The organism is Enterobacter cloacae complex sp. HYC074_NIDB, assembly GCF_056673345.1.
The window spans coordinates 4,013,164-4,037,468 of the sequence record NZ_CP114214.1; the positions used below are offsets into that span (position 1 = coordinate 4,013,164).

16 protein-coding genes and 4 pseudogenes are annotated in these 24,305 nt (G+C 51.3%); 6 read left to right on the top strand and 14 right to left on the bottom strand.

Translation table 11 applies throughout. The features are described from left to right. Nucleotides 1-249: 249 nt before the first annotated feature. A complete protein-coding gene (locus O1724_RS19530) occupies nt 250-2,901 on the top strand; it encodes an excinuclease ABC subunit UvrA (RefSeq protein WP_012561117.1) in 2,652 nt (883 codons plus the stop codon). A 71-nt stretch (nt 2,902-2,972) separates the two neighbouring features. On the opposite strand, the pseudogene O1724_RS19535 reads toward O1724_RS19530, so the two are convergent. Both O1724_RS19535 and O1724_RS19540 read right to left on the bottom strand, forming a co-directional pair. Continuing rightward, a pseudogene (locus tag O1724_RS19535) lies at nt 2,973-3,272 on the bottom strand (IS66 family transposase); the annotation flags it as partial. Nucleotides 3,273-3,841: 569 nt separating this feature from the next. Then, a complete protein-coding gene (locus tag O1724_RS19540; protein ID WP_022651297.1) occupies nt 3,842-4,975 on the bottom strand; it encodes a glutathione-independent formaldehyde dehydrogenase in 1,134 nt (377 codons plus the stop codon). Between the two features lie 431 nt (nt 4,976-5,406). Between O1724_RS19540 and O1724_RS19545 the strand changes: the two genes are divergently transcribed. Continuing rightward, nucleotides 5,407-5,733: a four-helix bundle copper-binding protein gene (locus tag O1724_RS19545; protein WP_022649401.1), complete on the top strand. Its 327-nt coding sequence runs from the start codon at nt 5,407-5,409 to the stop codon at nt 5,731-5,733. A gap of 447 nt (nt 5,734-6,180) precedes the next feature. Beyond that, nucleotides 6,181-6,777: pseudogene (locus O1724_RS19550) on the top strand (LysR substrate-binding domain-containing protein); the annotation flags it as partial. 41 nt (nt 6,778-6,818) lie between these two features. On the opposite strand, the gene O1724_RS19555 reads toward O1724_RS19550, so the two are convergent. The 5 genes from O1724_RS19555 to O1724_RS19575 all read right to left on the bottom strand — a co-directional run bounded on the left by O1724_RS19555 (nt 6,819) and on the right by O1724_RS19575 (nt 11,533). Beyond that, the gene (locus O1724_RS19555; protein WP_007897903.1) at nt 6,819-7,478 is read right to left on the bottom strand and encodes an SDR family oxidoreductase; all 660 of its coding nucleotides are present in this window, start codon (nt 7,476-7,478) and stop codon (nt 6,819-6,821) included. A gap of 294 nt (nt 7,479-7,772) precedes the next feature. After that, complete coding sequence (locus O1724_RS19560; RefSeq protein WP_023279881.1) at nt 7,773-8,609, bottom strand: helix-turn-helix transcriptional regulator; 837 nt, start codon at nt 8,607-8,609, stop codon at nt 7,773-7,775. Between the two features lie 75 nt (nt 8,610-8,684). Continuing rightward, entirely contained in the window at nt 8,685-9,536 is an 852-nt protein-coding gene (locus tag O1724_RS19565) for a DMT family transporter (protein WP_023279882.1), read from the bottom strand. A 106-nt stretch (nt 9,537-9,642) separates the two neighbouring features. Continuing rightward, nucleotides 9,643-10,518 (bottom strand): MBL fold metallo-hydrolase, encoded by an 876-nt coding sequence (locus tag O1724_RS19570; RefSeq protein WP_017384065.1) that lies wholly within the window; start codon nt 10,516-10,518, stop codon nt 9,643-9,645. A gap of 82 nt (nt 10,519-10,600) precedes the next feature. After that, nucleotides 10,601-11,533, bottom strand: coding sequence for a LysR family transcriptional regulator (locus tag O1724_RS19575; RefSeq protein WP_158002126.1), 933 nt, complete (start codon nt 11,531-11,533; stop codon nt 10,601-10,603). Nucleotides 11,534-11,793: 260 nt separating this feature from the next. Between O1724_RS19575 and O1724_RS19580 the strand changes: the two genes are divergently transcribed. Both O1724_RS19580 and O1724_RS19585 read left to right on the top strand, forming a co-directional pair. Further along, nucleotides 11,794-12,918 carry an alkene reductase gene (locus tag O1724_RS19580; protein WP_023279877.1) on the top strand — a complete coding sequence of 375 codons (1,125 nt, stop codon included), beginning with the start codon at nt 11,794-11,796 and terminating at the stop codon, nt 12,916-12,918. A gap of 95 nt (nt 12,919-13,013) precedes the next feature. Then, on the top strand, nt 13,014-13,322 hold the full coding sequence (locus tag O1724_RS19585) for an ArsR/SmtB family transcription factor (RefSeq protein ID WP_032415288.1): 309 nt from the start codon (nt 13,014-13,016) through the stop codon (nt 13,320-13,322). Nucleotides 13,323-13,868: 546 nt separating this feature from the next. On the opposite strand, the pseudogene O1724_RS19590 reads toward O1724_RS19585, so the two are convergent. The 5 genes and pseudogenes from O1724_RS19590 to O1724_RS19610 all read right to left on the bottom strand — a co-directional run. After that, nucleotides 13,869-14,557, bottom strand: a pseudogene (locus O1724_RS19590) (IS3 family transposase); the annotation flags it as partial. Between the two features lie 90 nt (nt 14,558-14,647). Next, nucleotides 14,648-15,076: a hypothetical protein gene (locus tag O1724_RS19595; RefSeq protein ID WP_017384060.1), complete on the bottom strand. Its 429-nt coding sequence runs from the start codon at nt 15,074-15,076 to the stop codon at nt 14,648-14,650. Nucleotides 15,077-15,079: 3 nt separating this feature from the next. Further along, nucleotides 15,080-17,197 (bottom strand): hypothetical protein, encoded by a 2,118-nt coding sequence (locus tag O1724_RS19600; protein ID WP_017384059.1) that lies wholly within the window; start codon nt 17,195-17,197, stop codon nt 15,080-15,082. Next, complete coding sequence (locus O1724_RS19605; protein WP_007897920.1) at nt 17,185-18,951, bottom strand: hypothetical protein; 1,767 nt, start codon at nt 18,949-18,951, stop codon at nt 17,185-17,187. Before O1724_RS19605 ends, O1724_RS19600 begins: the two co-directional genes overlap by 13 nt. Continuing rightward, nucleotides 18,938-20,185: a tyrosine-type recombinase/integrase gene (locus O1724_RS19610; RefSeq protein ID WP_007897923.1), complete on the bottom strand. Its 1,248-nt coding sequence runs from the start codon at nt 20,183-20,185 to the stop codon at nt 18,938-18,940. Before O1724_RS19610 ends, O1724_RS19605 begins: the two co-directional genes overlap by 14 nt. Before the next feature lie 589 nt (nt 20,186-20,774). Here O1724_RS19610 and O1724_RS19615 point away from each other — a divergent pair. Then, entirely contained in the window at nt 20,775-21,434 is a 660-nt protein-coding gene (locus O1724_RS19615) for a hypothetical protein (RefSeq protein WP_223861955.1), read from the top strand. A gap of 135 nt (nt 21,435-21,569) precedes the next feature. Here O1724_RS19615 and O1724_RS19620 read toward each other — a convergent pair. Continuing rightward, nucleotides 21,570-22,745: pseudogene (locus tag O1724_RS19620) on the bottom strand (YgiQ family radical SAM protein); the annotation flags it as partial. A gap of 130 nt (nt 22,746-22,875) precedes the next feature. After that, complete coding sequence (ftsP, locus tag O1724_RS19625) at nt 22,876-24,288, bottom strand: cell division protein FtsP (protein WP_003862496.1); 1,413 nt, start codon at nt 24,286-24,288, stop codon at nt 22,876-22,878. Nucleotides 24,289-24,305: the final 17 nt, after the last annotated feature.

The window sequence follows — 24,305 nt, forward strand, 5'->3', positions numbered from 1 at the left end:
TCACGGGAGCCAAATCTCCGGTCCCGGGTACGCCGCCAGCCAGTTCTCATACAGAAGGCGGATCCGCAGGGTACCGCTGAAACTTCAGCGGTGTCCCACATGGTACCACCGGGCCCAGCTTCAGCAATCTGTTTCCAGTCACACAAACGCTTTTTTCGACGGGCTTTCTGATCGAGCGGTCCGGCACACCAGATACCGTCACAAGAGGTGGCCTTATTAAGAGCGGACACACCTAGCACAGGAAATTCTATGGCAAAGAAACTTTTCGGTTATCATCCCATCCTGACTGACGACAACAATTCAGTTGTGATTCGCGGTGCTCGCGAGAACAACCTTAAAGAGGTGGATGTTTCCATTCCGCGCAACGCATTGGTTGTTTTTTCGGGTGTGTCAGGCTCGGGTAAGTCTTCACTGGCCTTTGGCACCATTTATGCTGAGGCGCAACGGCGCTACTTTGAATCGGTTGCCCCCTACGCTCGTCGCCTCATTGATCAGGTCGGGGTTCCGGATGTGGATGCCATTGACGGACTGCCGCCAGCCGTTGCGCTTCAGCAACAACGCGGTGCCAGTAACGCGCGCTCCTCTGTCGGCAGCGTGACCACCTTATCCAGTCTGGTGCGAATGATGTACTCACGGGCGGGCGCTTATCCTGCCGGACAACCGATGCTGTATGCCGAGGATTTTTCTCCCAACACGCCGCAGGGGGCATGCCCTTCTTGCCATGGTCTGGGCCATATCTATGAGGTAACTGAAACACTGATGGTGCCCGATCCCTCACTTAGTATCCGTGAAAAGGCTATTGCTTCCTGGCCCCCGGCCTGGCACGGACAGAATCTGCGGGATATTCTGGTGACGCTGGGGTATGACATCGACACTCCCTGGAAAAATCTGCCAGCGGAAGACCGTCAGTGGATCCTTTTTACCGAAGACACCCCCACTGTACCGGTTTTCCCGGGACTGAGTCCGGAAGATACGCGCGAAGCCGTCAGGAAAAAAATGACGCCGGGTTATATGGGGACCTTCACCGGGGCACGTCGTTATGTGCTACATACCTTCGCCAGCACGCAAAGCGCGTTGATGAGAAAACGAGTCTCCCGTTTTATGGAAGGCAAGCTGTGTCCGGTCTGTCACGGGAAAAGACTGAAGTCAGAATCATTGTCCGTCACCTTTGCCGGTGTGGACATTGGTGAATTTATGCAGATGCCCTTAGACCAGCTGGCGGAATTGCTCCTTCCAATCTCCCGGGGGGATTTCAGTGCCCACCACGCCGGCGCAGATGCCGACAGGGATATCACCCGTCGGGATCTGACAGAGCGTGCTGCATCCGGAAAAGCGGTCCATTCCGATAACGCCGATGTCTGCCGGACATCGGCGTTATCGGAAGAGAAACGACTGGCGGCACAACGGCTGACCGGTGGTGTCATGGCCCGGTTGTATCAGTTGCAGAAGCTGGGGCTGGGTTATCTTACGCTGGACAGAGCAACCCCAACTCTATCTGCAGGAGAGCTTCAGCGACTGCGTCTTGCCACGCAACTCAGTTCGATGCTGTTTGGTGTGGTCTATGTTCTTGATGAACCGTCTGCGGGTCTGCACCCCTCAGACAGTAAAGCGCTTTACGATGCGCTTGAGAACCTTCGTGATGCCGGCAACTCGGTGTTTGTCGTTGAACATGATCTTAACCTGATGCGACGGGCGCAATGGCTTGTTGATGTGGGACCGTCGGCTGGTGAACAGGGAGGACATGTTCTCTACAGTGGTATTCCTGAAGATCTGAAAGCCGTCACCCAATCTCGTACCGCGCGTTATTTATTTGATGAAGTCCGGCCACCACAATCTTTTGCCCGTATCCCATCCGGGTGGCTGAAACTGCAGGGGATCCATCGCCACAATCTTAAGTGGATCGATGTTGATATTCCTCTGGGTGTGCTGACAGCCGTGACGGGAGTCTCTGGCTCCGGTAAATCCAGTCTGATTGCCCAGGCCTTACCGGAACTGGTGCTTTCTTCACTTGGCGGTGAGCCAGAAGACGTGCTTTCCGAAGCCAGCGACGCTGAGGGGCCATCCGTAACGGAGAAAACGTACGGTACCCTGACCGGTGATACCGGACTGGTAAAGCGTCTGGTTCAGGTTGACCAGAAACCGATAGGCAGGACCCCCCGTTCAAACCTGGCGACATATACCGGGTTGTTTGATCCTGTTCGTAAGCTCTTTGCCGGAACGACTGACGCCAAACTCCATCATTACGATGCGGGTCAATTCTCTTTCAATGTGGCAAAAGGCCGCTGTGCAACCTGTGAAGGTGAAGGATTCGTCAGCGTGGAGCTGTTGTTTATGCCGAGCGTGTATGCACCGTGCCCGACCTGCCATGGCGCGCGGTATAACCGGGATACTCTCAGGATCTGCTGGCAGGACAAAAATATCGCGGAGGTCCTGCATATGACGGTGGATGAAGCCAGTCAGTTCTTTGCGACTGAAGAACCAGTGGCTCGTCCCCTCCGTCTGCTGAGTGAAATTGGTCTGGGCTACCTGCGTCTGGGACAACCAGCAACCGAGTTATCCGGAGGGGAGGCGCAAAGGATCAAGCTGGCAACCGAACTACAACGTAGCCAACGTGGCCACACGTTGTATATCCTAGATGAACCGACAACCGGCCTGCATGCTTCAGACGCCGACCGCCTCCTTGTGCAGCTGCAGCGGCTTGTTGATGCAGAAAATACGGTGATAATGATTGAACACGATATGCGGGCGGTTACTCAGGCAGACCAGGTTATCGACATCGGTCCTGGAGCGGGACATGAGGGAGGACGCCTGGTTGCCGCAGGAACTCCCGAACAGGTATCGCAGGTCAAAGAAAGCCGTACCGCACAGTATATTGCCAGGGAACTCTCACGGAACGGTTAAAAAGGGCTGTGTCGTCATTGCGTCAATGGCGGCACATTCCCGGCGTGTTCTGTATCAGTAATCTCCCGCAGGTATAATTTCAGCGCATCCCACTGGTTCAGCGCGTACGCGAACGCCTTCGACAGCTCCGAGTGCCGTGACAGCGTTTTCTGCTTTTCACGCAGCCAGCCCTCCAGCGCGGTCAGCAGCGGTACCGCTTTTTCCTGCCGAATGGCCAGCCGTTCCGCCGCGCTTTTGCCCCGGATGCCCGCCTCGATGCCATACAGCTCGCCGATACGGCACAGCGCTTCGGTCGTGGTGTCAGAGGGCGTCCGCACGTGCACGTCCGCCTGCAACACCCCGCTGAACCCCGCAAGATGCGACTGCGGATGTGTAACGCTGGCGTGATAGAAATTTTAAGTCAGTCATCAGGTGTCCACCTAATTAGGGGTCAGTTTGGATATCGAAAATTATTGTACGTCAAGGTTATTTTTTGACCTCTCTACTTTAGCGGGCCTCAGCCGACGAAACTTATCGGAAGCCGGTACCGGCCAGTCTGACTGAAGATGGAAGCAAAATTAATGCTGTGGGCTACCATACCTTCTTTAACAGGTGATTTGTGAACTGCAACTTCTCGGAACGGGAGTTTGCGCAAGGACCGGAAGTCCGCTTTTCGCTCATAGCGGACCGTTCCTGCGCACATGTCTGCTATGTGGTAGAGGCAGACAATACTTACAGCACAGGGCGTTAATAAATACGGAACAGATCAACCGCAGATGCCTCCTCCTGAATGTATTAATTTTGCTATCTCGTCGGCAAAATCAGGGAACAAGTCTGGATATGGAAGCGCCTGGCAGCTGAAAGTATGAATAATAACGCCCTGACAGGATATTTTATTGCACCCTGTCAAAAGTCATACATTCTTTCCCGGTTTTTGCTTTCTCATACCGGATAACTCTATTTAAGGCTTAAGGATAACCTTCGTCCATCCTTCATCCCGCTCATCGAAGTGCTTATATCCGGCAGGAGCCTCTTCAAGCGAAAGACGATGAGAAATTATTTTGCCCGGACTGGCTTTATCGTGATGGATGAGGCGAGACAGCTGACGGTTATAGGCCTTAACGTTCGCCTGGCCGGTACGGATTGCCTGTCCTTTAAACCAGAAACTCCCAAAATCAAATGGCATCTTACCCTCTCTGGCAAGCTCCGATTCAGCCCCCGGATCCTGAGGAATAAAGACGCCAACCACACCAATTCCCCCGGTTGCTTTCGTCGACGCAACAAGACTGTTCATGGTAACAGAGTTATCTTCATGGCCATGTTTGTTACAGCACTGATAGCCAACACATTCGCAGCCACAATCCGTACCGCGTCCATCCGTCAGGTCGAGAATTTTTTGTACAGCTTCATCGCCAGTAGCATTGATGCCCGTCGCCCCCATTTTTTCAGCCAGAGCCAACCGGTCTGTGTGCGTATCAACCACAAACACCTGTGAAGCACCTTTAATGATCGCCGAATGAGCTGCCATCAAACCGACCGGCCCCGCGCCATAAATGGCCACGCTTTCACCAGGCTTCAATCCGGCAAGTTCTGTTGCATGCCAGCCGGTAGGAAAAATGTCAGAGAGCATCACATAATCATCTTCTTTTTCTGCCGCATCAGGGGGAAGAACAAGGCAGTTAAAGTCGGCAAATGGCACCCGAAGCAGTTCCGCCTGACCTCCCTCCCAGGGACCCATTTCAGCAAAACCATAAGCTGCGCCTGCCGTACCCGGATTGGTAGTGAGACAAAAGCCGGTCAGACCTTTTTCACAGTTTTCGCAAAAACCACATCCCACGTTAAACGGCAGACAAACATAGTCGCCCACCTTAATACGTTCAACGCCTGAGCCAATTTCGACCACTTCACCCAGGTTTTCGTGACCCAGAATCCGTCCCTGTTCAAAGCTGGTCCGGCCCTCATACATGTGCAAGTCCGACCCACAAATGTTGGTGGTGGTGATGCGGACGAGTACATCCGTGGGGCGGACAATTTTCGCATCCGGTACGTCTTTTACTTTTACATCATAAGGACCGTTGTAAATTACTGCTTTCATGATCTTCTCCTTCTTGCGTGCGGAAAGGAAATGCTGCCCCGCGGATTGGGGTATCAATCGAGTTTAGCTGCCATAACAGATCTCGCGATCGGCGAAAGGACGATTAGGATGTTTCTTAACTAAGTGCATTGAAGTCTGTAAGACAGGTACTTACCGATGAAGGCTGCCTGGAAAACGTAAAAACATCACACGTTAATCCGGTTTTTTTAAGCAGGCAAGGGATTACGGACAGCTTTGAGCGAGAAGCGGATAAAGTAAATCTATCTCATTTCTGCATTGTGCCAGAAGTAGACATAGGTGAATTAGGTAACCCTAGAGATGCACTTTGAATCAATGATATGAAATGCTGAAAAGGTAATTAACTAATTCAAAATTTGAATAATCAGTTATCTCTTCCATGCTTAATACGTAACCTTAGCTAAGGAGAAATTATGTTAGACGAATACAAAAAATGCATCGAAGCCTGTTATCTATGTGCAACGGCATGTGATAACTGTGCGGCTTCGTGTCTCGACGAAGAGAATCTGGAGATGATGCGCGAGTGCATAAAACTGGATATGCAGTGTGCAAATATCTGCCGTCTTGCAGCTCAATTCATGACACTAAATAGCGGGTCTGCCCAGGATCTTTGCCGTCTTTGCGCTGATGTTTGTCAGAAGTGCGGTGACGAGTGTGGAAAGCATGAACATGACCATTGTCAGGATTGCTCAAGCGCTTGTCATCACTGCGCCGAACAATGCAGAAAGATGGCCGCCTGAGAAAAACTCAAATTACCAAACCCGCTTCGGCGGGGTTTTATATTCCCGGTAATAAGTCGTAGAAGGATGAGATAGATGAGTTTAAGAGTACGGGCGGGAAATAGATCTACTCGAAAGTACTAGCCTCAATGACAAATTCTGGCACAGATTATTTGATTGGCTCAATGTCCGTTTTCGCTGACAGCGGACTGCACCCCGCCGGGGTGACCGCTTCGTGCCAGAATTGGACGTTTCCAAAATCTGCATGCACTAATCGGTGGAGAGCAGATCTCACTGCATAGCCATGCAGACGCGCAGAAATCATCAGGGGCGTTTGAAAGGTGCCGGAAACAGGCGGGAGGCCGCAGAAACGTGCTGAGGGCGCCTGCGGCGGTGCGCCCAAGGGTTGTTATGTTTAATATGGCAGAACTTTCCTGTCGCTATCATTTTGACGCCCGCTATTCGCTCATAGATATGCCTGTCGCGTTTGCGGCTTTACTTGTTATACCCAACCTGCCTGATTTTTATCGCCAGCATCCCGGAATTGAAATTATCCTGAGCAGCTCAGACCGCCGACGGAATATGCTGCATGATGGCCTGGACTGCATACTGAGGGTGGGGGAGCTGGACGATGGCGACTATATCGCAAAGGAGGTGGGAACCGTTAAAATGACGACCTGCGCCAGTCCTGCGTATCTTGATCAACACGGCACCCCGGAAACAATGGACGAGTTGCAGCAGCATCAGGCCGTCAACTGGATTAACAGCAGCAACAGACAAGTTATGCCCTGGACATTCGGGACGTCAGAGGGCTCCACCGAAATTGAACTTCCAGGCAGGCTTGTCGTGGATAACTCAGAAGCCTACATTGCAGCAGGCCTGGCGGGGCTGGGAATACTACAGGGCATGAATATTTTTTTGCAGCCTTATCTCGATCGCGGGCTGTTGGTAGAGGTTCTGCCAGATAATACGTCCCCGAATCGCAAACTGTAACTTCTGTATCCGCACCGCCATCTCTCCCGAAAAGTACGGGCGTTTACCGACTGGCTGGAAAGTTTATTGTAAACGCCTGGGGGCCTGCAGCCTGCTGGTACGTGCGCTGCCTTTTATCGGCCCGCCAGCTTCTGTATGGCTTCACGGACAGGAGCATCGCCAGACGTCAGCTCAATGATGACGCGGCTGACGGCAGGTTGCTCAATGAGTTCAGCCAGCGTAGCCGCCACGTCATCACGGGGCACGTTACCATACGGGATGGCCAGGCCGGCACGTACATAACCCGTACCAGTCTTATCCTGCAGCGCGCCGGGGCGCAGGATCACCCAGTCAAGCTCGCTTTGTGCTAGTTCCACATCGGCCATTTTTTTAACACGCATATAATTTTCGAATGATTCAGAAGTGGTTTCTCCCCGTGCGGACTCCGGGAATGCAGAAACGAGCAGAAAGCGAGACACACCGGCACTGAGGGCGGCAGCTACCGACTTTTTCAGCCCTTCGCCGTCGACCGCATTGGTCATCTCCTGTCCCCCCTTACCGCCGGCACCGGCAGTAAACACCACTGTATCACTACCTGCAAAGTGCATCGCCAGCGCAGCTGCATCCAGCTCTGTCAGGCTCCCACTGACGGGCTCAGCACCCAGCTCGCCTAGCAATGCCTGCTGCTCTGGCTTACGGTAGAGGGCACGAACAGCATGCCCCCTACCTGAAAGGATCCTGCACAGACGCTGGCCGATTTTGCCTGCACCACCGATAATGAAAACATGAACCACAGTTGTCTCCTTCTGGGGTTATGATGTGTCCGAAATTATAACCTGACATCAGGTCAGTTCCTTTGAGCCTGACCGATTGCACTGCATGCTGCTGCCAGCACCAGACAGCTGGTCAGATACTCAGTTGTTCTTATAGCTGAGAACAACAGCCGTACCGATTTAGCTCTCCCGTCACGATGAGAACTCCTGAACCGGTTACACGCAATGCCGGCCAATATCTTCCGTTATATTCGAAAGATCCACGCAAGTTACTGAAGTGCGAGGGACGCAATGTGTACCTTGAACGAACTGAAGTCAGCGGAACCCTGAAGGTTCGATTCCATAGCGTTCAGAAAACTGCTTGCTGAAGCTCGATAGTGAATTGTAACCCACCCGCCCCGCGACCGTTTTTACCGGCAGCGTCGATGTCATCAGCAGGCGGAGAGCCTCCGCGATACGTGCATCGGCGATAACTGAGCGTAAGCTGGTTGACTCACTGGCCAGGTGGCGCCGAAGCGTGGGGCCACTGAGTCCCGTCAGATCTTCAATTTCAGCAGCACTCCAGGGATGAGCCGGTTTGTCCGCTACCATCTGACGGATTTTCATGGCCAGACTTGGCTGCCGGGCTCGCAGCAAAGCATGGTATCCCATGCCATAAAGCCAGAGCACCACTTCAACCATGGCGTGCAGGGAAAGCGGACGCTTCCCTTCCCGCATTGCGGCTGTCCAGCGGTTAAGGGGTGAAAGAAGAGCTGATACGGAAATGGCTGCGATGCTGCCGGTGTCCTGTGGTGGTGGTGCGGCAAGTAACAGCCTGGCTGCTTCAAGCTGTTCCTCCGCGAGCACCACGCTCAGGGCAACAAACTCACCACTTTGTTCTGAAGGGGCATATTCTATATCGATGCTACGGGCATTCGGGACGACCATAATCTCGCCCGGGATCACCCGGTGCCATTTCTCATTTTCACGATACCGGAATTCTCCTTCCAGCGGGAAGGAAAGGGTCGCACCTTCCACCTCGAACTTCTTTACCTGATGCGTCTGTTCTGCGCGAAGGCAATCGCAGGGAAGTGGAAAACGGGAGCGTGCCAGGGTAAGAAGCTCAGCGAGGAGATCATCAACGGGAGAATCGGAAAAGCTGACTGTTTGCATATTCATCCGGAATTTGACTTTGACCGCTATTATACGTCGCCATATACAAAAGCATACAGCGACGCGTGCGGTTGTCTATTCCCGGATGACAAAAATCAGGCCGATTATAGTTATTGCCATACCCACAAGCATGGGCAATGTAATGGCCTCTCCAAACAGCAACCACGCTTCAGCTGCCGTGAGAATGGGAACCAGGTAAAAGTAAGTAGCGACTTTGGTTGCTTCACCGCTTCGTATCATAAAAATCAGCAACATAATCGCCAGAACCGATACGCCAATAACCAGCCAGCCCAGACCCAGCGCAAATGATAAGCTCCACTGCGTCGGAGCAGATTCGAACATCAGGCTAATTGCACCCATCGATATTGTCAAAGTGACGTACTGTAAAAACGTGTTCGCAAAGATATGTCCATCTCCCTGAGCACGGCGCTGATAAAGCGCTCCGATCGTTACGCCAAATAACCCCAGCATGACCGACCCAAAAGCCACAGGATCCAGTGCAAAACTATGCTGGCCTGGCGAGAGCACCAGGAAAACGCCCGCAAAGCCAATCGCAATACCCAGCCATTTCCGGGGATGCAGGGACTGACGGTGCATGAGTGAAACCAGTATTGCAGTCAGTACCGGCTGCAGGCCGGTGATGAGCGCCACAATGCCTGACGGCATGCCACGATGGATGGCATAAAAGCATCCGCCCAGAAAGAAGCTCTGCAGGAAAAGTCCGACAATCAGGTTGCGAACCATTCCTCTGCCGGACGGAAAACGGGCCCTGAACCCCAGTGTAAGCAGCAGAAGGACCAGACAGGAAAATGCGCCACGCAGGAATAAAAGATGAAACGGCGCGCTGTACTGCACGGTAAATTTGGCTGCGACAAACCCTGACTCCAGAGGAATACAAAAAGCCAGGGCGCAAGAGTAATGAGCCATTTTTTTGTGAGGCAGTGATATTCATAGTATTGCAGGTGGGTTCTTGTCGGGCGATATGAAAGGGGATCTTCCCGGTCACTATTGTGTGCACCGGGAAGGAAGGTGATCAGACTGCGGGTGACCACAGGTCGTAATTCAGTGCGAAGCTGTTACCTTCACGGATAACCTTACCGGTAGTAGGCAGGTTGAAGTGCATACCACTGACAGCCAGGTTATCGCTCGCTGCGCGGTCAAGCACTTTGCTACGGATGGCCGCCGCCGCCGCAGGATCGCTGTCGAACGCGATAGTAACGTCAGGCTGAGCAACCTGAATGTGCGGGAAGTGAACAATATCACCCCAGATGAGCAGCGACTCTTTTTCATCACCCAGCAGATAACCGGTATGTCCTGGTGTATGGCCGAACAGCGGTACAGTCTGAATACCTGGTAAAATCGCTTCCTCGCGGAATGGCACCAGTTTGTCGTCATAAGCGCTGAAGGCGTTCCTTGCTACTTCAAAGAACGGCTTGAATGCGTCAGGCGCGCCAGCGGAAATGGTTTCATCACGCCAGAAAGCGAGTTCTTTCTCATGCACAAACAACTGCTGAACATTGCGGAAAACGGGAGTCTGCAGGGGGCCTGCAAGCCCGCCGATATGGTCAGGATGCGCGTGAGTCAGGAGAAGGGTATCAATCTGAAGCGGGTCAATGCCTGCCGCGGCCAGGGCTACCTGAAGCCGACCGCCCCAGCCATTGATACCTCCGGCACCACTGTCAATCAGGATGGTTCGCTCAGGCGTCTGGATAACGTAGACGTTGATATTAATACGGGGTACTGCTGGCACACCGCGCTTCTGCAGTAAATCCTCGGCACGTGAGCCGTCAATACCAGACAGCAGCTCAAAAGATACGTCCAGATAGCCATCACTCAGCATGGTCACAGTCATGTCACCTACTTTTTTGCGATTGATAGCCGGGGCCTGCCAGTTCAGTTGTGAAGTCATATTGGTCTCCGTTACGATTAGAGGTCATCAGGTTTTACTTTAGCAATAGTAACGAAATTTCTGGTTCGAACTGCTCATCCTGCTACGTAAACCGCTCATTCTTAAAATCCGGAGCACAGCAGGTTATATTGCTTTTGCCTTTCTCATGTAAGGTGTCGGTATTATCTTTACCGGAGCCTGTAATGGACATTATTGGAATTATCATGTCGGCGGGAAAAGCCTCTGACCAGTCCTCAAGCACCCGACAATAGTGTCCCGCCTCAATCCCCGCCAGGGCAGAAGACTCCGGCAGGTAGGCCAGGCCGTAGCCATCTTTTACTGCCTGAAGCATTGGATAAATGCTTGAAAAAGTAAGCTGCCCGTCCACTTTTTTCACAATCTCCCCCTGCCTGACAAATTCCCAGCCATACAGCGGGCCTGTGGGTGACAGACGTATATTGATGCAGTCATGTTTTTCCAGCTGAGAGGGATGTAGCGGCAGACCTCTTTCTGCAAGATAGGTGGACGATCCAATGACGACAAACCGTATGTCCGGTGCGATTCGGACGGCCACCATATCCTTTAATATGTCATCACCAATTCGGACTCCGGCATCAAAATTGCCCTCAACAATGTCGACAAAACCGTTCTGCTGCGACATTTCCACCTTGATATCCGAATATTTTTTTAGTAACGGTGACAATCGTGGCCAGAGACATTCATGAATCATGTGATCTGATACCGTAAGTCTGACCAGCCCAGCCGGTGTATGGCGCAGTCTCTGAAGAGCTGTCACGCCCGCTTCAATGCGCGCAAGACCGGGTTCAAGCGTCAGTAATAATTGTTTACCGGCTTCGGTGACAGCCACCCGCCTGGTTGTACGCATAAGTAACGGCATGCCAACGCGCTCCTCGAGACGACGTATCGTGTGTGAAAGCGTGGATGCCGAGATCCCGAGGCGGACAGCAGCCCGTGAAAAACTGCACTCCTGTGCTACTGCCATGAATGCAACATAGTCATTAAAATCGTGACGCATACCGTTCCCGTTCAGGATCTCCGATAACATTATCAGAACCATTTAGGTTCATGATGCCGATTCTGTGAGCCATCAGGCAACCCCCCCGTTCCGCTCATCCGATCATAATTTTTATAAATCTAGATATTGGTAAATCTCAATATGTGGAATAAAGTGTCGTGGTTCTGCGGCTACATCGGCCGAACGACGACATGCCAGGTCGTAAATGCTGAGACATGGCGTTTCAGTGATATTGAAAATTCGCTATATCAGGATATGTAATGAAGACGAAAAACCTGTTCTCTCCCACCAGACTAGGTCCCTACACCCTGAAGAATCGTGTTGTACTTCCGCCTTTAACCCGCTCACGGAGCTCACAACCGGGTGATATTCCGAACGAACTGATGGCTGAATATTACGCACAGCGCAGCAGTGCCGGGTTTATGGTGACCGAAGGAACACAAATCGAACCTCGTGGGCAGGGTTATGCGTGGACCCCGGGGATCTACAGCTCACGGCAAGTGGAAGGCTGGAAGAAAGTGACGCGGGCAGTGCATGAAAAAGAAGGCATCATTTTTGCCCAGCTCTGGCATGTCGGAAGAGTATCCCATAACTCCCTGCAGCCATGTAACGCCTCGCCTGTCGCTCCGTCGGCGATACCGGCAGGGGAAAACGTTAAGGTATTCATCGAAACCGGGCCGGGAGAGGGTGCGCTGGCTACCGCTTCCTGCCCCCGCGCACTGGAAAAAGAGGAAATTAGTGAGATTGTCAGGATGTACGCCGGGGCAGCTCAGAACGCCCTTGATGCCGGTTTTGACGGTGTGGAAATTCACTGTGCAAATGGATACCTGGTTAACCAGTTCATGTCATCCCATAGCAACAAAAGAGAGGATGAATATGGTGGCTCATTACATAACCGGCTGCGGTTTCTGCGCGAAGTGACGCAGGCTGTCGCTGATGTGGTCGGTAAAGACCGTGTGGGAGTCCGTTTTGCTCCGCTCTTTCAGACCACGGATGAAGTAAGGGTCTATCTTGGCCTGGTGGAAGATGATCCCCATGAAACCTATACCGAAGCCGTTAAAATTCTTGAAGAAATCGGAATAGCCTATATTTCTCTTGCTGAAGCCGACTGGGATGATGCTCCCGAATTGCCTGAAGCATTCAGAGCTGAAGTCCGTAAGTTATTCAGCGGTGTAATTATGTATGCCGGGCGATATACGCAAGAAAAAGCCGAACGGATTATCGGTGCTGGCTGGGGAGACATTATCGGATTTGGCCGCCCGTTCATAGCTAATCCGGATTTACCGCAGCGCCTTTATCATGAATGGCCACTGAATCCGGTCGATCCAACAACCATGTATGGTGGAACGGCAAAAGGCTACACAGATTATCCCGCCTTTGGCTAACCATTCTTATGAGCATCAGCTTTTCAAAAGCTGATGCTTAACGTAGAGAAGTATCGTAACATTGCAATTCCTCAATGCGACAAGTGACAGAGTTTATGCCTGATATTGATTTGAATGACGTGATTAAGGCGCTGGGAAACCCTGTTAGAAGAAAAATTCTGCATATGCTCAAGGAACCGAAAATACACTTCCATCAGCCTTATGCTGATGCGGACGAGTTCGGTGTGTGTGTCAGTATCATTCAGGAAAAGGTCGGGCTCTCACAGTCTACCGTTTCTCTTTACCTCTCAGCTCTTCAACGGGCACAACTTGTTACTTCTCAGCGCATCGGTCCCTGGACGTACTACAAACGTGACAATGATAAAATAAGGGTTGTTCTTGAGTTGCTGAAAAATACAATCTGATACAGGACTGAGCACATTCAGTGTAACAGTACCGGGGGTTCGTACTTGCGATCCCGGCAGGCATTCCATGAAAGCGCACTAATTCCTCAATATCAGGCTGCAGACCGGTCATAAGAGGCTAATAGTTTTGCAAAATATCCACCAGTTTGGGTCAAATCACTCTGTCGGTTGGTGTGCATACTCGGTGCAAGGACCTGCAGATATTTAAGATGGCGGATAGCTTGTTACAGTGCCGCTGATGACATTCCGACCCTGTTGCCGTCCGGGTAAGATAATACCTCTGACAGCGGTCATAAAAGCCCAACATAATTGTCTTTCGAGCCATATATTAATCGCTCATCGCGCTCTCTTTTTCGAAGAGGTGTCACTTAATCATGATCGGTCAGTACAAAAAGACAGTGCTTTTCCAAATTCCGGACGGTTGTATGCGAAAACGGTGAAGCTCAACAAATGGTGTCATCGCTGTGCAATGCTCTGCGGGCTCATTCTTTCAGTTAACTGTTTGGTTACAGCTTCAATGAAGTATTTCAGTTAATTCACAGCGAGGGTTTGAGGAAACCACGCTGTGATTACCCAACGCTCATCCGGAGCATCCGGATTGAACTGTCGCTGGAGCTTGTTGGGCGACACGATACTGGCCTCGCCTTTACATGCCCTCGGGCTCCGGTATCCGACCTGAGCCTTTATCCCGACACGTTTCATCAGTCGCCAGACTCTGTTCACTCCGCACTGTTGCCCGCTGTCCCGCAGATCCAGATGGATTTTGCGATAACCATAGACGCATCCCGATTCCAGCCAGAACTGTTTAATCTGTCCTGTCAGTCTCAGGTCTGCCTGATGGCGTTGTGAATGCGGCTGCTGAAGCCAGGCGTAAAAACCACTGGGATGTTCATCCAGCACCCGACAGAGCAGGCGAACAGGCCAGCAATAGGTGTTGTCACGAATAAAGGCGTACCTCAGTCGGACAGCTTTGCGAAGTACGCCGCGGCTTTTTTTAATATGTCCCGTTCGTCGGTAACCCGCTTCAGCTCTTTCTGAAGACGGCGGATCTCGGCCTGAGCATCTGACTGTTCTTTATTAGTGGAAGAATCCGGACCGTAGTTCTTTATCCAGGCGTAAAGGCTGTGGGTGGTGATATCGAGACGCGTTGCAACGCTGGCAACAGAATAACCGCGATCAACAACCTGTTTGACTGCTTCAATTTTAAACTCTTCAGGATAACGCTTACCGCTCATGGGCACCTCTCTTTAAGTCATCTTAAATGACTCTGAGGTGTCTGTTAAACCTGTGGCGATTCACCTCGCGTCCTTCCGTTCAGTATAGCCTCAGTCCCTGACACCACCCGAGAACGGAATGACGTCCCCTTTCTCCCTCCCGGTGTTGCGTTCAAGCTCCCTGACATACTGCTGTAAAAGTATAAGGTTATGTAACAGCTCTACATTTTCAGCCATCATCTTTTTGATTTCTTCCCTCAGCTCATTTCTCTGACGGCGATACTTTTCTTTCAGCTTGATCTGCTGCTCAATGCCCTGCTCATCAACCGGCGCGGTGCCCTGGCACGTTTTTTTCAGACTGCGGATAGCCTCCCTGACCTGCCTGTACTCAGGACAGTTATAATTCAGGGTGCCGTTTGCCAGCCCCGCTCGTTTTTCCACAGCATACTGGCTGATACGCTCCCCTGATAACATCAGTTCCCTCAGGGCCTGCTCTGCTCTTGCCTGTGTTTTTTTAACCCCCGACTGTTCGTTCGTCATGCTCTATTCATCCTTTTCAAAAAAACGGACAGCATCTGCATAAAAATCTCTCTCAAGCATCAGAAAATCCCTGTCAGCCTGAGGAGCATTATTTCGCACGGCAATCTCCAGAAGGTTGTCATAATGAGCCATCCTGCGTTTCCACACGGGAACAGAATCAGCTCCGGCCAGCATGTTCTCACATCCCGGATTGCAGGACGCTGACTGAACAACCGCCTTAAACTCGCAGTCATGGCCATTCATGCAATAAAAACCGTTTCCAAGAGATACCAGTTTTTGCCCGCCTCGTTTAGCCATGCTCATCGCTTTTTTCAGTGTAGGAAACGTCATCTGATGTAAGTGCCCACCTCTCTGGGACATCAGTAACTTCCCGCCTTCGCCATAAAGCAGGCCTTCATGCTGATAAGAAACAGCCCTGGAAGCTGAGAGTTCGGTATCAACCCTCTCAATCTCGGCAGCGAATGCCTGAGGGATCGCCCGGCTAAAATGCGAAGCGTTGAGTGCACCGGACATATACCACTCCGTCATGCCTCTGATTAAGTGCTTAAACTGCCGGATAAGATCATTAGTAGAAATCAGATCAAGACGCCTGAGGTGTACAGCAAGTGAACGGCGAAACTGATGGGTTCGCAATGGCCAGAAAGCCCCCTCCCGAATCTCCATCGCAACGCGTTCATCATCACGTATGTTTGGATTTAAAAGCCTGAACTCATCAATATGGTCACGTCGGATGAACAGATGGTGTCTTTTCACAAATTTCTTTGCCCACTCAGTCTGGCGCTGCGTCCCCATAAAAGAGAGTTTTTGCTCCGAGAACCACGACCTGATATTTAAAGACAATGGAACATTGTCCAGCGTCTTCCCGTCCAGGCCTGTCATGATTTGATTAATTCTGCGTAAATGCTGAAAAGGCTTTTCCACATAGCGACAAACAACCCAGTCTTCGTGACTTCCACCTTCCGGGGCGAACTTATGCAACACCGAACGAAGTCCCAGGATATCACCATCATAAATCAGTGAACCGTGCATCACGCCAAGCACTTCGCTGTGTCTCATCCCCGACATGGCCTGTATCACATTCATGACTTTTAACGTCAGCTCAAAATGCCAGGTGTTCAGCTTTATGTGATCAACGCCAATAAAATCAGATCTCCAGCGCTTATTTTTATGTACCGAGAACCAGCCCTGCATCCCGGGGCCAAGTGTCGCGAAAAGCGCCCGAATTTCCCCGGCAACAATATTGTAGTAATACGCGGCCCGGTAATCCGGTATGCTTTTTGCTGTCCCTCTTTTACGGGCTTCCAGCATCGACGTATAGTAAGGCGAATCATAAAAACCGTTTATGATAGCGCACAGCCGGGAAAACCCGTCAAAATCGAAATCACTGATTTCAGCATCCAGTTCAGTAATCAGCCCTTCCCAGACAGACATCATAAGACTGAAAGGCATACAATATGTCTGGTTTGAATCATCCACACTGTTGTAACTGTCGAAGCTAATATCAGGAAAGTAACCGTATTTTCGAAGACGGGTATGACCTGTCAGCGAGATATCCGCCAGGTCCATAAAGTAATTACGTAATGTTCTTTCAGAACGCTTCCTGCCGTGCTCATCCTCCTCCTTCATCTTTACAATGAAAGCATTCCGGACAAGCGGAAAACGAAGCTGAAACAGACTGCGATACCCCATAGACTCAATAATACGGGCTCCCGCCACAATGTTTGCACATTTCCGGATCAGGGACTGCGTCTTCGCGGTCCTGCCGACAATCCAGAGCAGGCTGGCTGAGATGATTTTGGCTTCAAGACGCAGTTCAGGATCCCGTATGCCTGAAAAATTAACGGTTCTTAACGTTTCACCAATATGGGTTCTGACATAGCGATTGGTCCAGACATCATCCCTGAAATAAATATTCAGCGTCTCCTCATTGATAAAACGCATATCATGTTCATCTGAGCTGGCGATAACCAGGCAGTTATTCAGACGTTCAAAGCTTTTGTTTTCTAGTGCCTCACAGATGATATCCTCAGTCGGAAACTCATCCCCTGAACGAAGCGGCGTTCCGGCAGGAAACTCCGCCATTCGACTACGGCTTACCTCTTTTTTCTTCAAATCTGCCATACCGGAGCCACACCTTCTCGCTGAAGTTTAACGCGCGCTTTTTTCAGGGTCGCCTCATCTACCAGCCCAAGCCGTAAATCAATCTTCAGGAGTAACGTTTCATAACGCTCCACAGCATTGACCGAACCGATGTACAACGGTTTTCCATACTCGATAGCATGCCTGAATGACAGCAGGAGCCATACAGACTCCAGCGTTTCCACAACGCAACTTTTTGAACATTCGACACAATGAGAAAAATCCGCACAAGCCTTTGGTGTCCGGCCAAATCGTTTTTGCTTTTTTATAAAGCGCAATTCAATATCTGTAGGCGGCTCCTGCGATCGACATCCCAGGCCATTCAATAAAAGATCCACACCCTCATCGCTTCCACGCAGATCGATCCCCAGCTCATCAGCAACTTTTACCCGCTCGGATAACGCACGTGTCGCAATCCCCTGATTCATAAGCGTATCAAGTGCAGCACTGAAGTTTTCCTTCGCCCCCTGTGGGTTACCTGCAGCATAATTCCGCCTGTAAGTGCCCCAGTTATGCTGTGCTTTTTCCGCCGTAATCAGACCATTCTTTAATGTTCTGTCCGTATACTGCTCAGACGTTTTGCGCAAGCCAGAAACGGTAATTGATGGAAGCGAGGGATTAAGCTGCCGCATCGTGGCCCACGCCCCCTCAGAGTTAGAAAATTTAGTCAGATGACTGGGATTAAGAGAATAAAGCTTACGGAATTTCACCTGCGGCTCACTCAGAAACAGCGCCTGTACCGGAGGGAAGTTATCTGCGGAAACCAGATAGTTAACGATGTCGTCCCTGAGCCTGATAAAAGACAGAAACCAGTAATAGCCCGCACGTTTGGTCACATACTCCGATTTACCTATCGTCAGACGTATATACTTATTCGCTCTCCCCTTATAAACATAATCAGTGCTGATACCCTTTTCATCCAGATGTATATCATCCCGCGTCAGACCCAGAACCTGAGAGGTGTTTCCCCATGTGTGGTAACAGAACAGAAAAAAAGAAGTAAGAAAGTAATTTTCCAGAACGTCCCTGATGATGATCTCTGCCCTGCTGACCCCGTTCTCTCCCGGATACCGGAAATACGCTTCATAAACAGGTGCCAGCAAAGACGGTGAGAAATGCCGCACCCCTTTTTCCGATTTAGCGATATGCTCCCGGATACATCCCGCAAGGAACTCATTCATGGATGACAACTGCCTCAGGATCTCGGAAAGTTCATTCCTGGTATAGCTATCCCTTCCCTGCTGCTGATACGTTCCTTTCGGTAAGAATTCATATTCATACCGCCTCTGAATCTGCCCGCCCGTAAGCAAAAACCGGTTGACCACGGACAAGTAGTGTCTTGCCATCCTGACTGAAATTTTTCGCCGACGAATATCGTTCATGAGATGTTTAATATACATTTCAACGCCTTCAGCCGTGCCATAGTCATACTGATTGACTGACTGCCATATAAAAAACATATTGAGATAACGGAAAATGGTTAACCTTCCGGCGGGACGGTAAGACAGAAGAAATCGTTTCAGAGAGGCAATAAAATCGCGTTTTTCAGGGCGGGCAAGATGCGAATGTTCACTAAACCATCCGGGGAGCAACACATAATCTGAAAAATGAGCCTGAAGATAAACGTCAAGTAAATAATATCGGTTCAGATCCCGCTGAGTGATGTGTCCGCTGACCGTCTCCCATGACAGCACATTTTCGGCCATCCACGTTATCTGCGTTTCACTCCGGCTCATATATGGCTCCATCGCGACCTGCAGCACCGTCAATCAATGCGTCCATGACCCCGGCGACTGCATCAGAAATCTGGTTTTGCTGAAGAAAGACGATGTATTTCATCGTCGTATTTTCGCTTTTATGGCCCATCCAGTATTTTACTGTACCCAGCGCATTTGCGGCCTGATCGGGATAGCAACTCAGTGCCGAGCGTAAAAAATGGGTCGCAAACGTTGCCCGCAAATCATGGGGTTTATGTCTGAACACATTTCCCGGAGCAGACCGGGCCAGGCGATGGCGAAAACTGTACCAGCGGGAGTAAAAGGCTTTTTCAGACATCCGTTTCCCGTTTGCCATTAAAAATAAAGGCTCGTGCCGCCCTTCCCCACCCTGTCGTGCACGCCATTTTTGGATCTTCTTTTCATACTCCTCATCCGCCAGATAATCCAGAACCTGCTCGTACAATCGTCTGGTGATGAAGAGTTCTCGCGTCATCCCAAACTTCGTATGAACTCCGCATCTCGGACCAATATGAAGCCCCCTGATGGTCAACTCAGATACAGGGACACTGGCAAGGTACTCTTCAGTAAAGAGTGACGACGGCAGGGTCAGCATTTCATCCAGCCGTAACCCACAATTTTTCATCAGCACAATCATTAAACTGAACAACCCGGACTCAGATTTCAGTGCCTCATCCAGGATATGAACCTCTGCATCATTCAGTGGGTTGATTGTCCTTTTTGTTGTGCTGGTTATCCTGATGGCAAGATCCGAACTTATCACCTTGCGTCGCCCGTCAACGACTTTTTCGACCAACGTAAAAAATGAGCTGGCAGCCAGCTCACCACACTTGCCCAGAAATACGTAAAACCGTCGGATAACGCTGATGTACACCGCCGCGGTGGATGAGGCGATGCGCCCCTGCCTTACGGCCCCCAGAAGATACTCCCTGAAGCCATATGTAGGGCTTTGGTATTTCAACGTTCCCGGGGTGAAAGGGTCAAGTCCGTTATCCTCCAGCCACCTTATCCAGCGTAAAAATGCCCGGGCTAAAGGCTTTAAATCCCTGGCCTGCAGGATAGCTTTATCCATAAGATAAAAGTGTACATATCGGCTCAGTTTTCGATTCTGGATGCCGCTAATATAAGGTATTTCAGCATACAGAAATCCGGGTTCAAATTTCAGTTTCGGCTCTGTTGCATCCAGTTTGCTGACACGCCCATAACGCGCATGAATGTTAGTGATTATCCTCACAGTCTGTCGCCCTGAAACGCCACCTCATGCCTACACTATAAATCCGGAAGAAGAAAAAACAAACAACCAGGTTGCCGGGAGTGAATATGCAAATCAGGAGGAAAGTAAAAGATGTAACGACACCATCACGATGCAATACATTGACCTCAACACGTTACCCGGACCATACGTGATAAACATCACAAATCCTTTGAGTGAAGAACTTAAGATGTGATTTTCATTTCCCGGCACAAACCGTGCCCTTAAAAAACAGGCAACGGATACATCTTAATGCCAGAAGTAAACCTTAATTGATTGAATACAGCCTGAGTCCATTGCAAAAATAACACACAGGGTAAATTCGCATATACAGAACCCAACGAAAAGCAAAAGAAACCTGTAACACATTTCGTTTACCTGTCACTTTCAATTGTAAAAGCCAGCAGAAAAAGCGCATATAACTATATTTATCCCTGCGGGGACTTTTGTTTGTGCTATATATTTTTTACAGAGAACCGCAACGCGTCCAAACACAAGAATATATTTACCTCTGGAAAATGGTCTGACTCCCTTTCACGTGGTTGTAGTGACCTGTTCTGTGATTCATGTAATGTCTTTTCTGGATGAGGAAAATATGTCATCACTGATATTTTATACAGACGAAGCACAAGCACTGATTGTAACAGATACCCTTGCCGTCACCGATAATGGGGAGCCGTTATCTTTTGTTTCCAAAGCAGGTTACATCCCCCAGCTAAGAACCATCATAGCAGGTACGGGGGCAGGTGGATTTTCTAACACCTGGTTGCTTGAAGCATCAACCAGAATGGTCGTATCAGGTATACAAAATCTCAATTATCATACATCGGCCTGTCTAAGGAGGCTGTGGAAACAATACAAGCATGACCATGCAATTCCCTCTTCTTCAACGGTGACAACCAGTGTTTATCAGTTCGCAATTTGCGAGGAAACAGGAAATATCGTTTCGTTCGCCTATCGCTCAGTCCATGATTTCGAATCAGAGCAATTACAATACGGAACAGGAGTAAAACCTGAGTGCCAAATCCTGGATGGGGATTTGTTGCAGACAATTCCTGTAATGATGAATGAACAAAGGGCTATACAGGCGACATACTCACACCCGGAACGGATCCATATTGGCGGTGAGATGATTGCGCATTATCTGACATCATCTATGTATCAATGCTTTAAGATTGGGGAATTTGAGGATTTCAGAACTCAGGGAGAGTATATATTGAGCAGGATTTAGGCAAAACGCGGTTCAGATAAAGTGCTTTTAACAGGCTTGCTGAACATTAAAAGGATATCTCTCAATTACGATGAATAGCTTGAATTCTAAAAATAGAAAAGTAGAGTTTAACTCTAAATACATAAAAACAAGAGTAAAGGAGCACCCGCCGAAGCAGCCGCGCATGATGTTGATCGAGAAACGAATCATCTCGTACGCCGGAATGCGGCTGCTGCCATATGACGGATGCGGTACACGCTTGTACGGCAGAGCAAACACGCTGTCCATCTCTTCGGTAGAGAGCGGGATCGCCGGCGGGTTAACCCAGATATAGCGCTCGCCGTGCTTTTGCATCAGCGCTCGCGCGCAGCCGGGGTTGGTTTCATGGTGTAAGATGCGCGACGCGTGGGCGTAGAGTACTTTATCGCTTTTTACTTTTTCGTAGGACGGCAGCAGCACATAGGTTTTTTCCCACGGCTTCGGACGCGGCGGCTGCACCACCACGGCTTTTGCTTCCGCTTTCTTCGGCTCAACCGGTTTGTTATCCGCGCACGGCAGATCGTCACCGTACGGATGCGGGATAGGATCGATTTTGCCCGGCATATCGATAATGCGGGAATCCACCCCGCTCCAGCCCGGCAGCGCCTCTTTCACCATGATCGCGGTGTTGCGCACGTCGCGGATCTCGCTGACCGCTTCGCCCTGCGCCAGACGGTGTGCCACCTCTACCAGCGGACGCTCACCGTTACCGAAGATCAGCATGTCGGCTTTCGAATCCACCAGCACCGAACGGCGCACGGTGTCGGACCAGTAGTCATAGTGTGCGGTACGGCGCAGGCTCGCTTCGATGCCGCCCAGGATCACCGGCACGTCTTTCCATGCTTCTTTGCATCGCTGGGTGTAGACGAGGGTTGCGCGGTCGGGACGTTTACCCGCCACGTTGTCAGCCGTATAAGCGTCGTCATGGCGCAGCTTACGGTCGGCGGTATAGCGGTTGATCATCGAGTCCATGTTGCCTGCAGTCACGCCGAAGAACAGGTTCGGCTTGCCCAGACGCATAAAGTCGTCTTTGCTGTTCCAGTCAGGCTGGGAGATGATCCCCACGCGGAAGCCCTGGGCTTCAAGCATACGGCCGCAGATCGCCATGCCAAAGCTCGGGTGATCGACATACGCATCGCCCGTCACCAGAATAATATCGCAGCTGTCCCAGCCCAGCTGGTCCATCTCTTCACGGGACATCGGCAGGAAAGGCGCCGGTCCAAAGCAGGCTGCCCAGTACTGGGGCCAGGAGAAGAGGTCGCGATCCGGCTGGATCAGGGAAATAGCGCTCATAATGCTTCCGAAGAAAAAATAGACAAAAGGAGCGGGATTATACGCTGGTTTACCGGGGGAAATGAAGGGGTATTGTGCGGGCTGTTGCCCTCACCCCAACCCTCTCCCACAGGGAGAGGGAGAAAGTGTTTTACGGTGCCGGATTCACCAGCATCTGCCCTACCGATCCCCTGTCCATCATCTCCAGGGTCTGGCTGTGGAACAGGAACGGGAAGTGCGGCCAGGAAGGCTGGCCGTAGTAGACGAGCAGTTCGACCTGGCCATCCACCCAGACGGTATCTTTCCAGCCCCTGTCTTCCGGGAACGGCATCGCCCCGTTGACGTTGCGGATCAGGAATGACACCCCTTCAATATGGAACGACTGCGGCATCTCCGAGCGGACGGTCCAGCGCTCCCAGGTTCCCTGCTGGGCGGTGATATCAATACGGTTTACGTCCCACAGCGCGCCGTTGATGCCCGGATCGTCGCCAAGGCTGATATCGCGACTGCGTACTGCCGGGCCGGTCACAATTTCCTGCGGCAGCAGGCGCATCGGCAGGCTGTCGGTCACCAGCGGCAACAGGCCGGTCGGGCGCAGCGTCAGCACCAGCGTGGAGACCAGCACGCTCGACGGTTCAAAGAAGCCGCGAATACGGTCAACAATGCTTGCCGCTTCGCCGCAGGTCACGGACACTTCATCCCCGTTGGTCATATCCACGAGGATTTCACGACGTTCGCCTGGCGCCAGCGCCAGCTGCTTCACCGACACCGGCGCAGGTAATAACCCCTGATCGCCTGAAATCACGTGCAGCGCGCGGCCGTCGCTCATCTGCAACTGGTAGCGGCGCGAGTTAGAGGCATTCAGCAGACGCAGGCGCACCCAGCCACGAGACACTTCGACATACGGGCTTTGCGCGCCGTTAACCAGCAGCGTATCGCCCACAAAGCCACCGCTGCCAGGCTCGCTGTACTCCGGGGTACCAAAGTTATCCAGTCGCTTATCCTGAATAATGATCGGGAAATCATCGACGCCGTAGTGATTCGGGATCGGCAGCGTTTTACTGACCTCATCTTCAATCAGCCACATTCCGGCCAGGCCGTTGTAGACCTGCTGGGCGGTGCGGTTCGGGGTATTGGCGTGATACCACAATGTCGCCGCGCTCTGACGAATCGGGAGGACGGGCGCCCAGTCGGCATTCGGCGACATCATGCGTGCCGCGCCGCCAATCAGCGGCCCCGGCACCTGCAAACCACTGACGGTCATCGCGACATTTTCCGTCGTACGGTTACTGTAGATGAGCTTAACGTCATCGCCATTCCACACGCGAATGGTCGGCCCGAGGTAGCGTCCGTTAATGCCCCATACCTGCGCGCGCGTTCCCTGGGTAAAGGACCAGTGGCTACGCTGAAGCGTGAGGAATAGCGGCTGCCCGCGACGGGATTCAATCAACGGCGGAATAGGCAGCGGCTGTTGCTGCCCGGCGGCGCTGGCTGTCCGCGGTATCGCACCCGCACAAAGGGCGATACCCGAAGCCTGAATAAACTGACGCCGACTGAGTGACATATAAGCTCCATCTGAAA

Coding starts and splice junctions, on each gene's coding strand:
- O1724_RS19605 (WP_007897920.1), bottom strand. CDS start 18,951: ATGAGCCGGAGTGAAACGCAGATAACGTGGATGGCCGAAAATGTGCTG.
- O1724_RS19615 (WP_223861955.1), top strand. CDS start 20,775: ATGTCTTTTCTGGATGAGGAAAATATGTCATCACTGATATTTTATACA.
- O1724_RS19580 (WP_023279877.1), top strand. CDS start 11,794: ATGAAGACGAAAAACCTGTTCTCTCCCACCAGACTAGGTCCCTACACC.
- O1724_RS19565 (WP_023279882.1), bottom strand. CDS start 9,536: ATGGCTCATTACTCTTGCGCCCTGGCTTTTTGTATTCCTCTGGAGTCA.
- O1724_RS19595 (WP_017384060.1), bottom strand. CDS start 15,076: ATGACGAACGAACAGTCGGGGGTTAAAAAAACACAGGCAAGAGCAGAG.
- O1724_RS19540 (WP_022651297.1), bottom strand. CDS start 4,975: ATGAAAGCAGTAATTTACAACGGTCCTTATGATGTAAAAGTAAAAGAC.
- O1724_RS19575 (WP_158002126.1), bottom strand. CDS start 11,533: ATGCGTCACGATTTTAATGACTATGTTGCATTCATGGCAGTAGCACAG.
- O1724_RS19560 (WP_023279881.1), bottom strand. CDS start 8,609: ATGCAAACAGTCAGCTTTTCCGATTCTCCCGTTGATGATCTCCTCGCT.
- ftsP (WP_003862496.1), bottom strand. CDS start 24,288: ATGTCACTCAGTCGGCGTCAGTTTATTCAGGCTTCGGGTATCGCCCTT.
- O1724_RS19600 (WP_017384059.1), bottom strand. CDS start 17,197: ATGGCAGATTTGAAGAAAAAAGAGGTAAGCCGTAGTCGAATGGCGGAG.
- O1724_RS19545 (WP_022649401.1), top strand. CDS start 5,407: ATGTTAGACGAATACAAAAAATGCATCGAAGCCTGTTATCTATGTGCA.
- O1724_RS19570 (WP_017384065.1), bottom strand. CDS start 10,518: ATGACTTCACAACTGAACTGGCAGGCCCCGGCTATCAATCGCAAAAAA.
- O1724_RS19530 (WP_012561117.1), top strand. CDS start 250: ATGGCAAAGAAACTTTTCGGTTATCATCCCATCCTGACTGACGACAAC.
- O1724_RS19585 (WP_032415288.1), top strand. CDS start 13,014: ATGCCTGATATTGATTTGAATGACGTGATTAAGGCGCTGGGAAACCCT.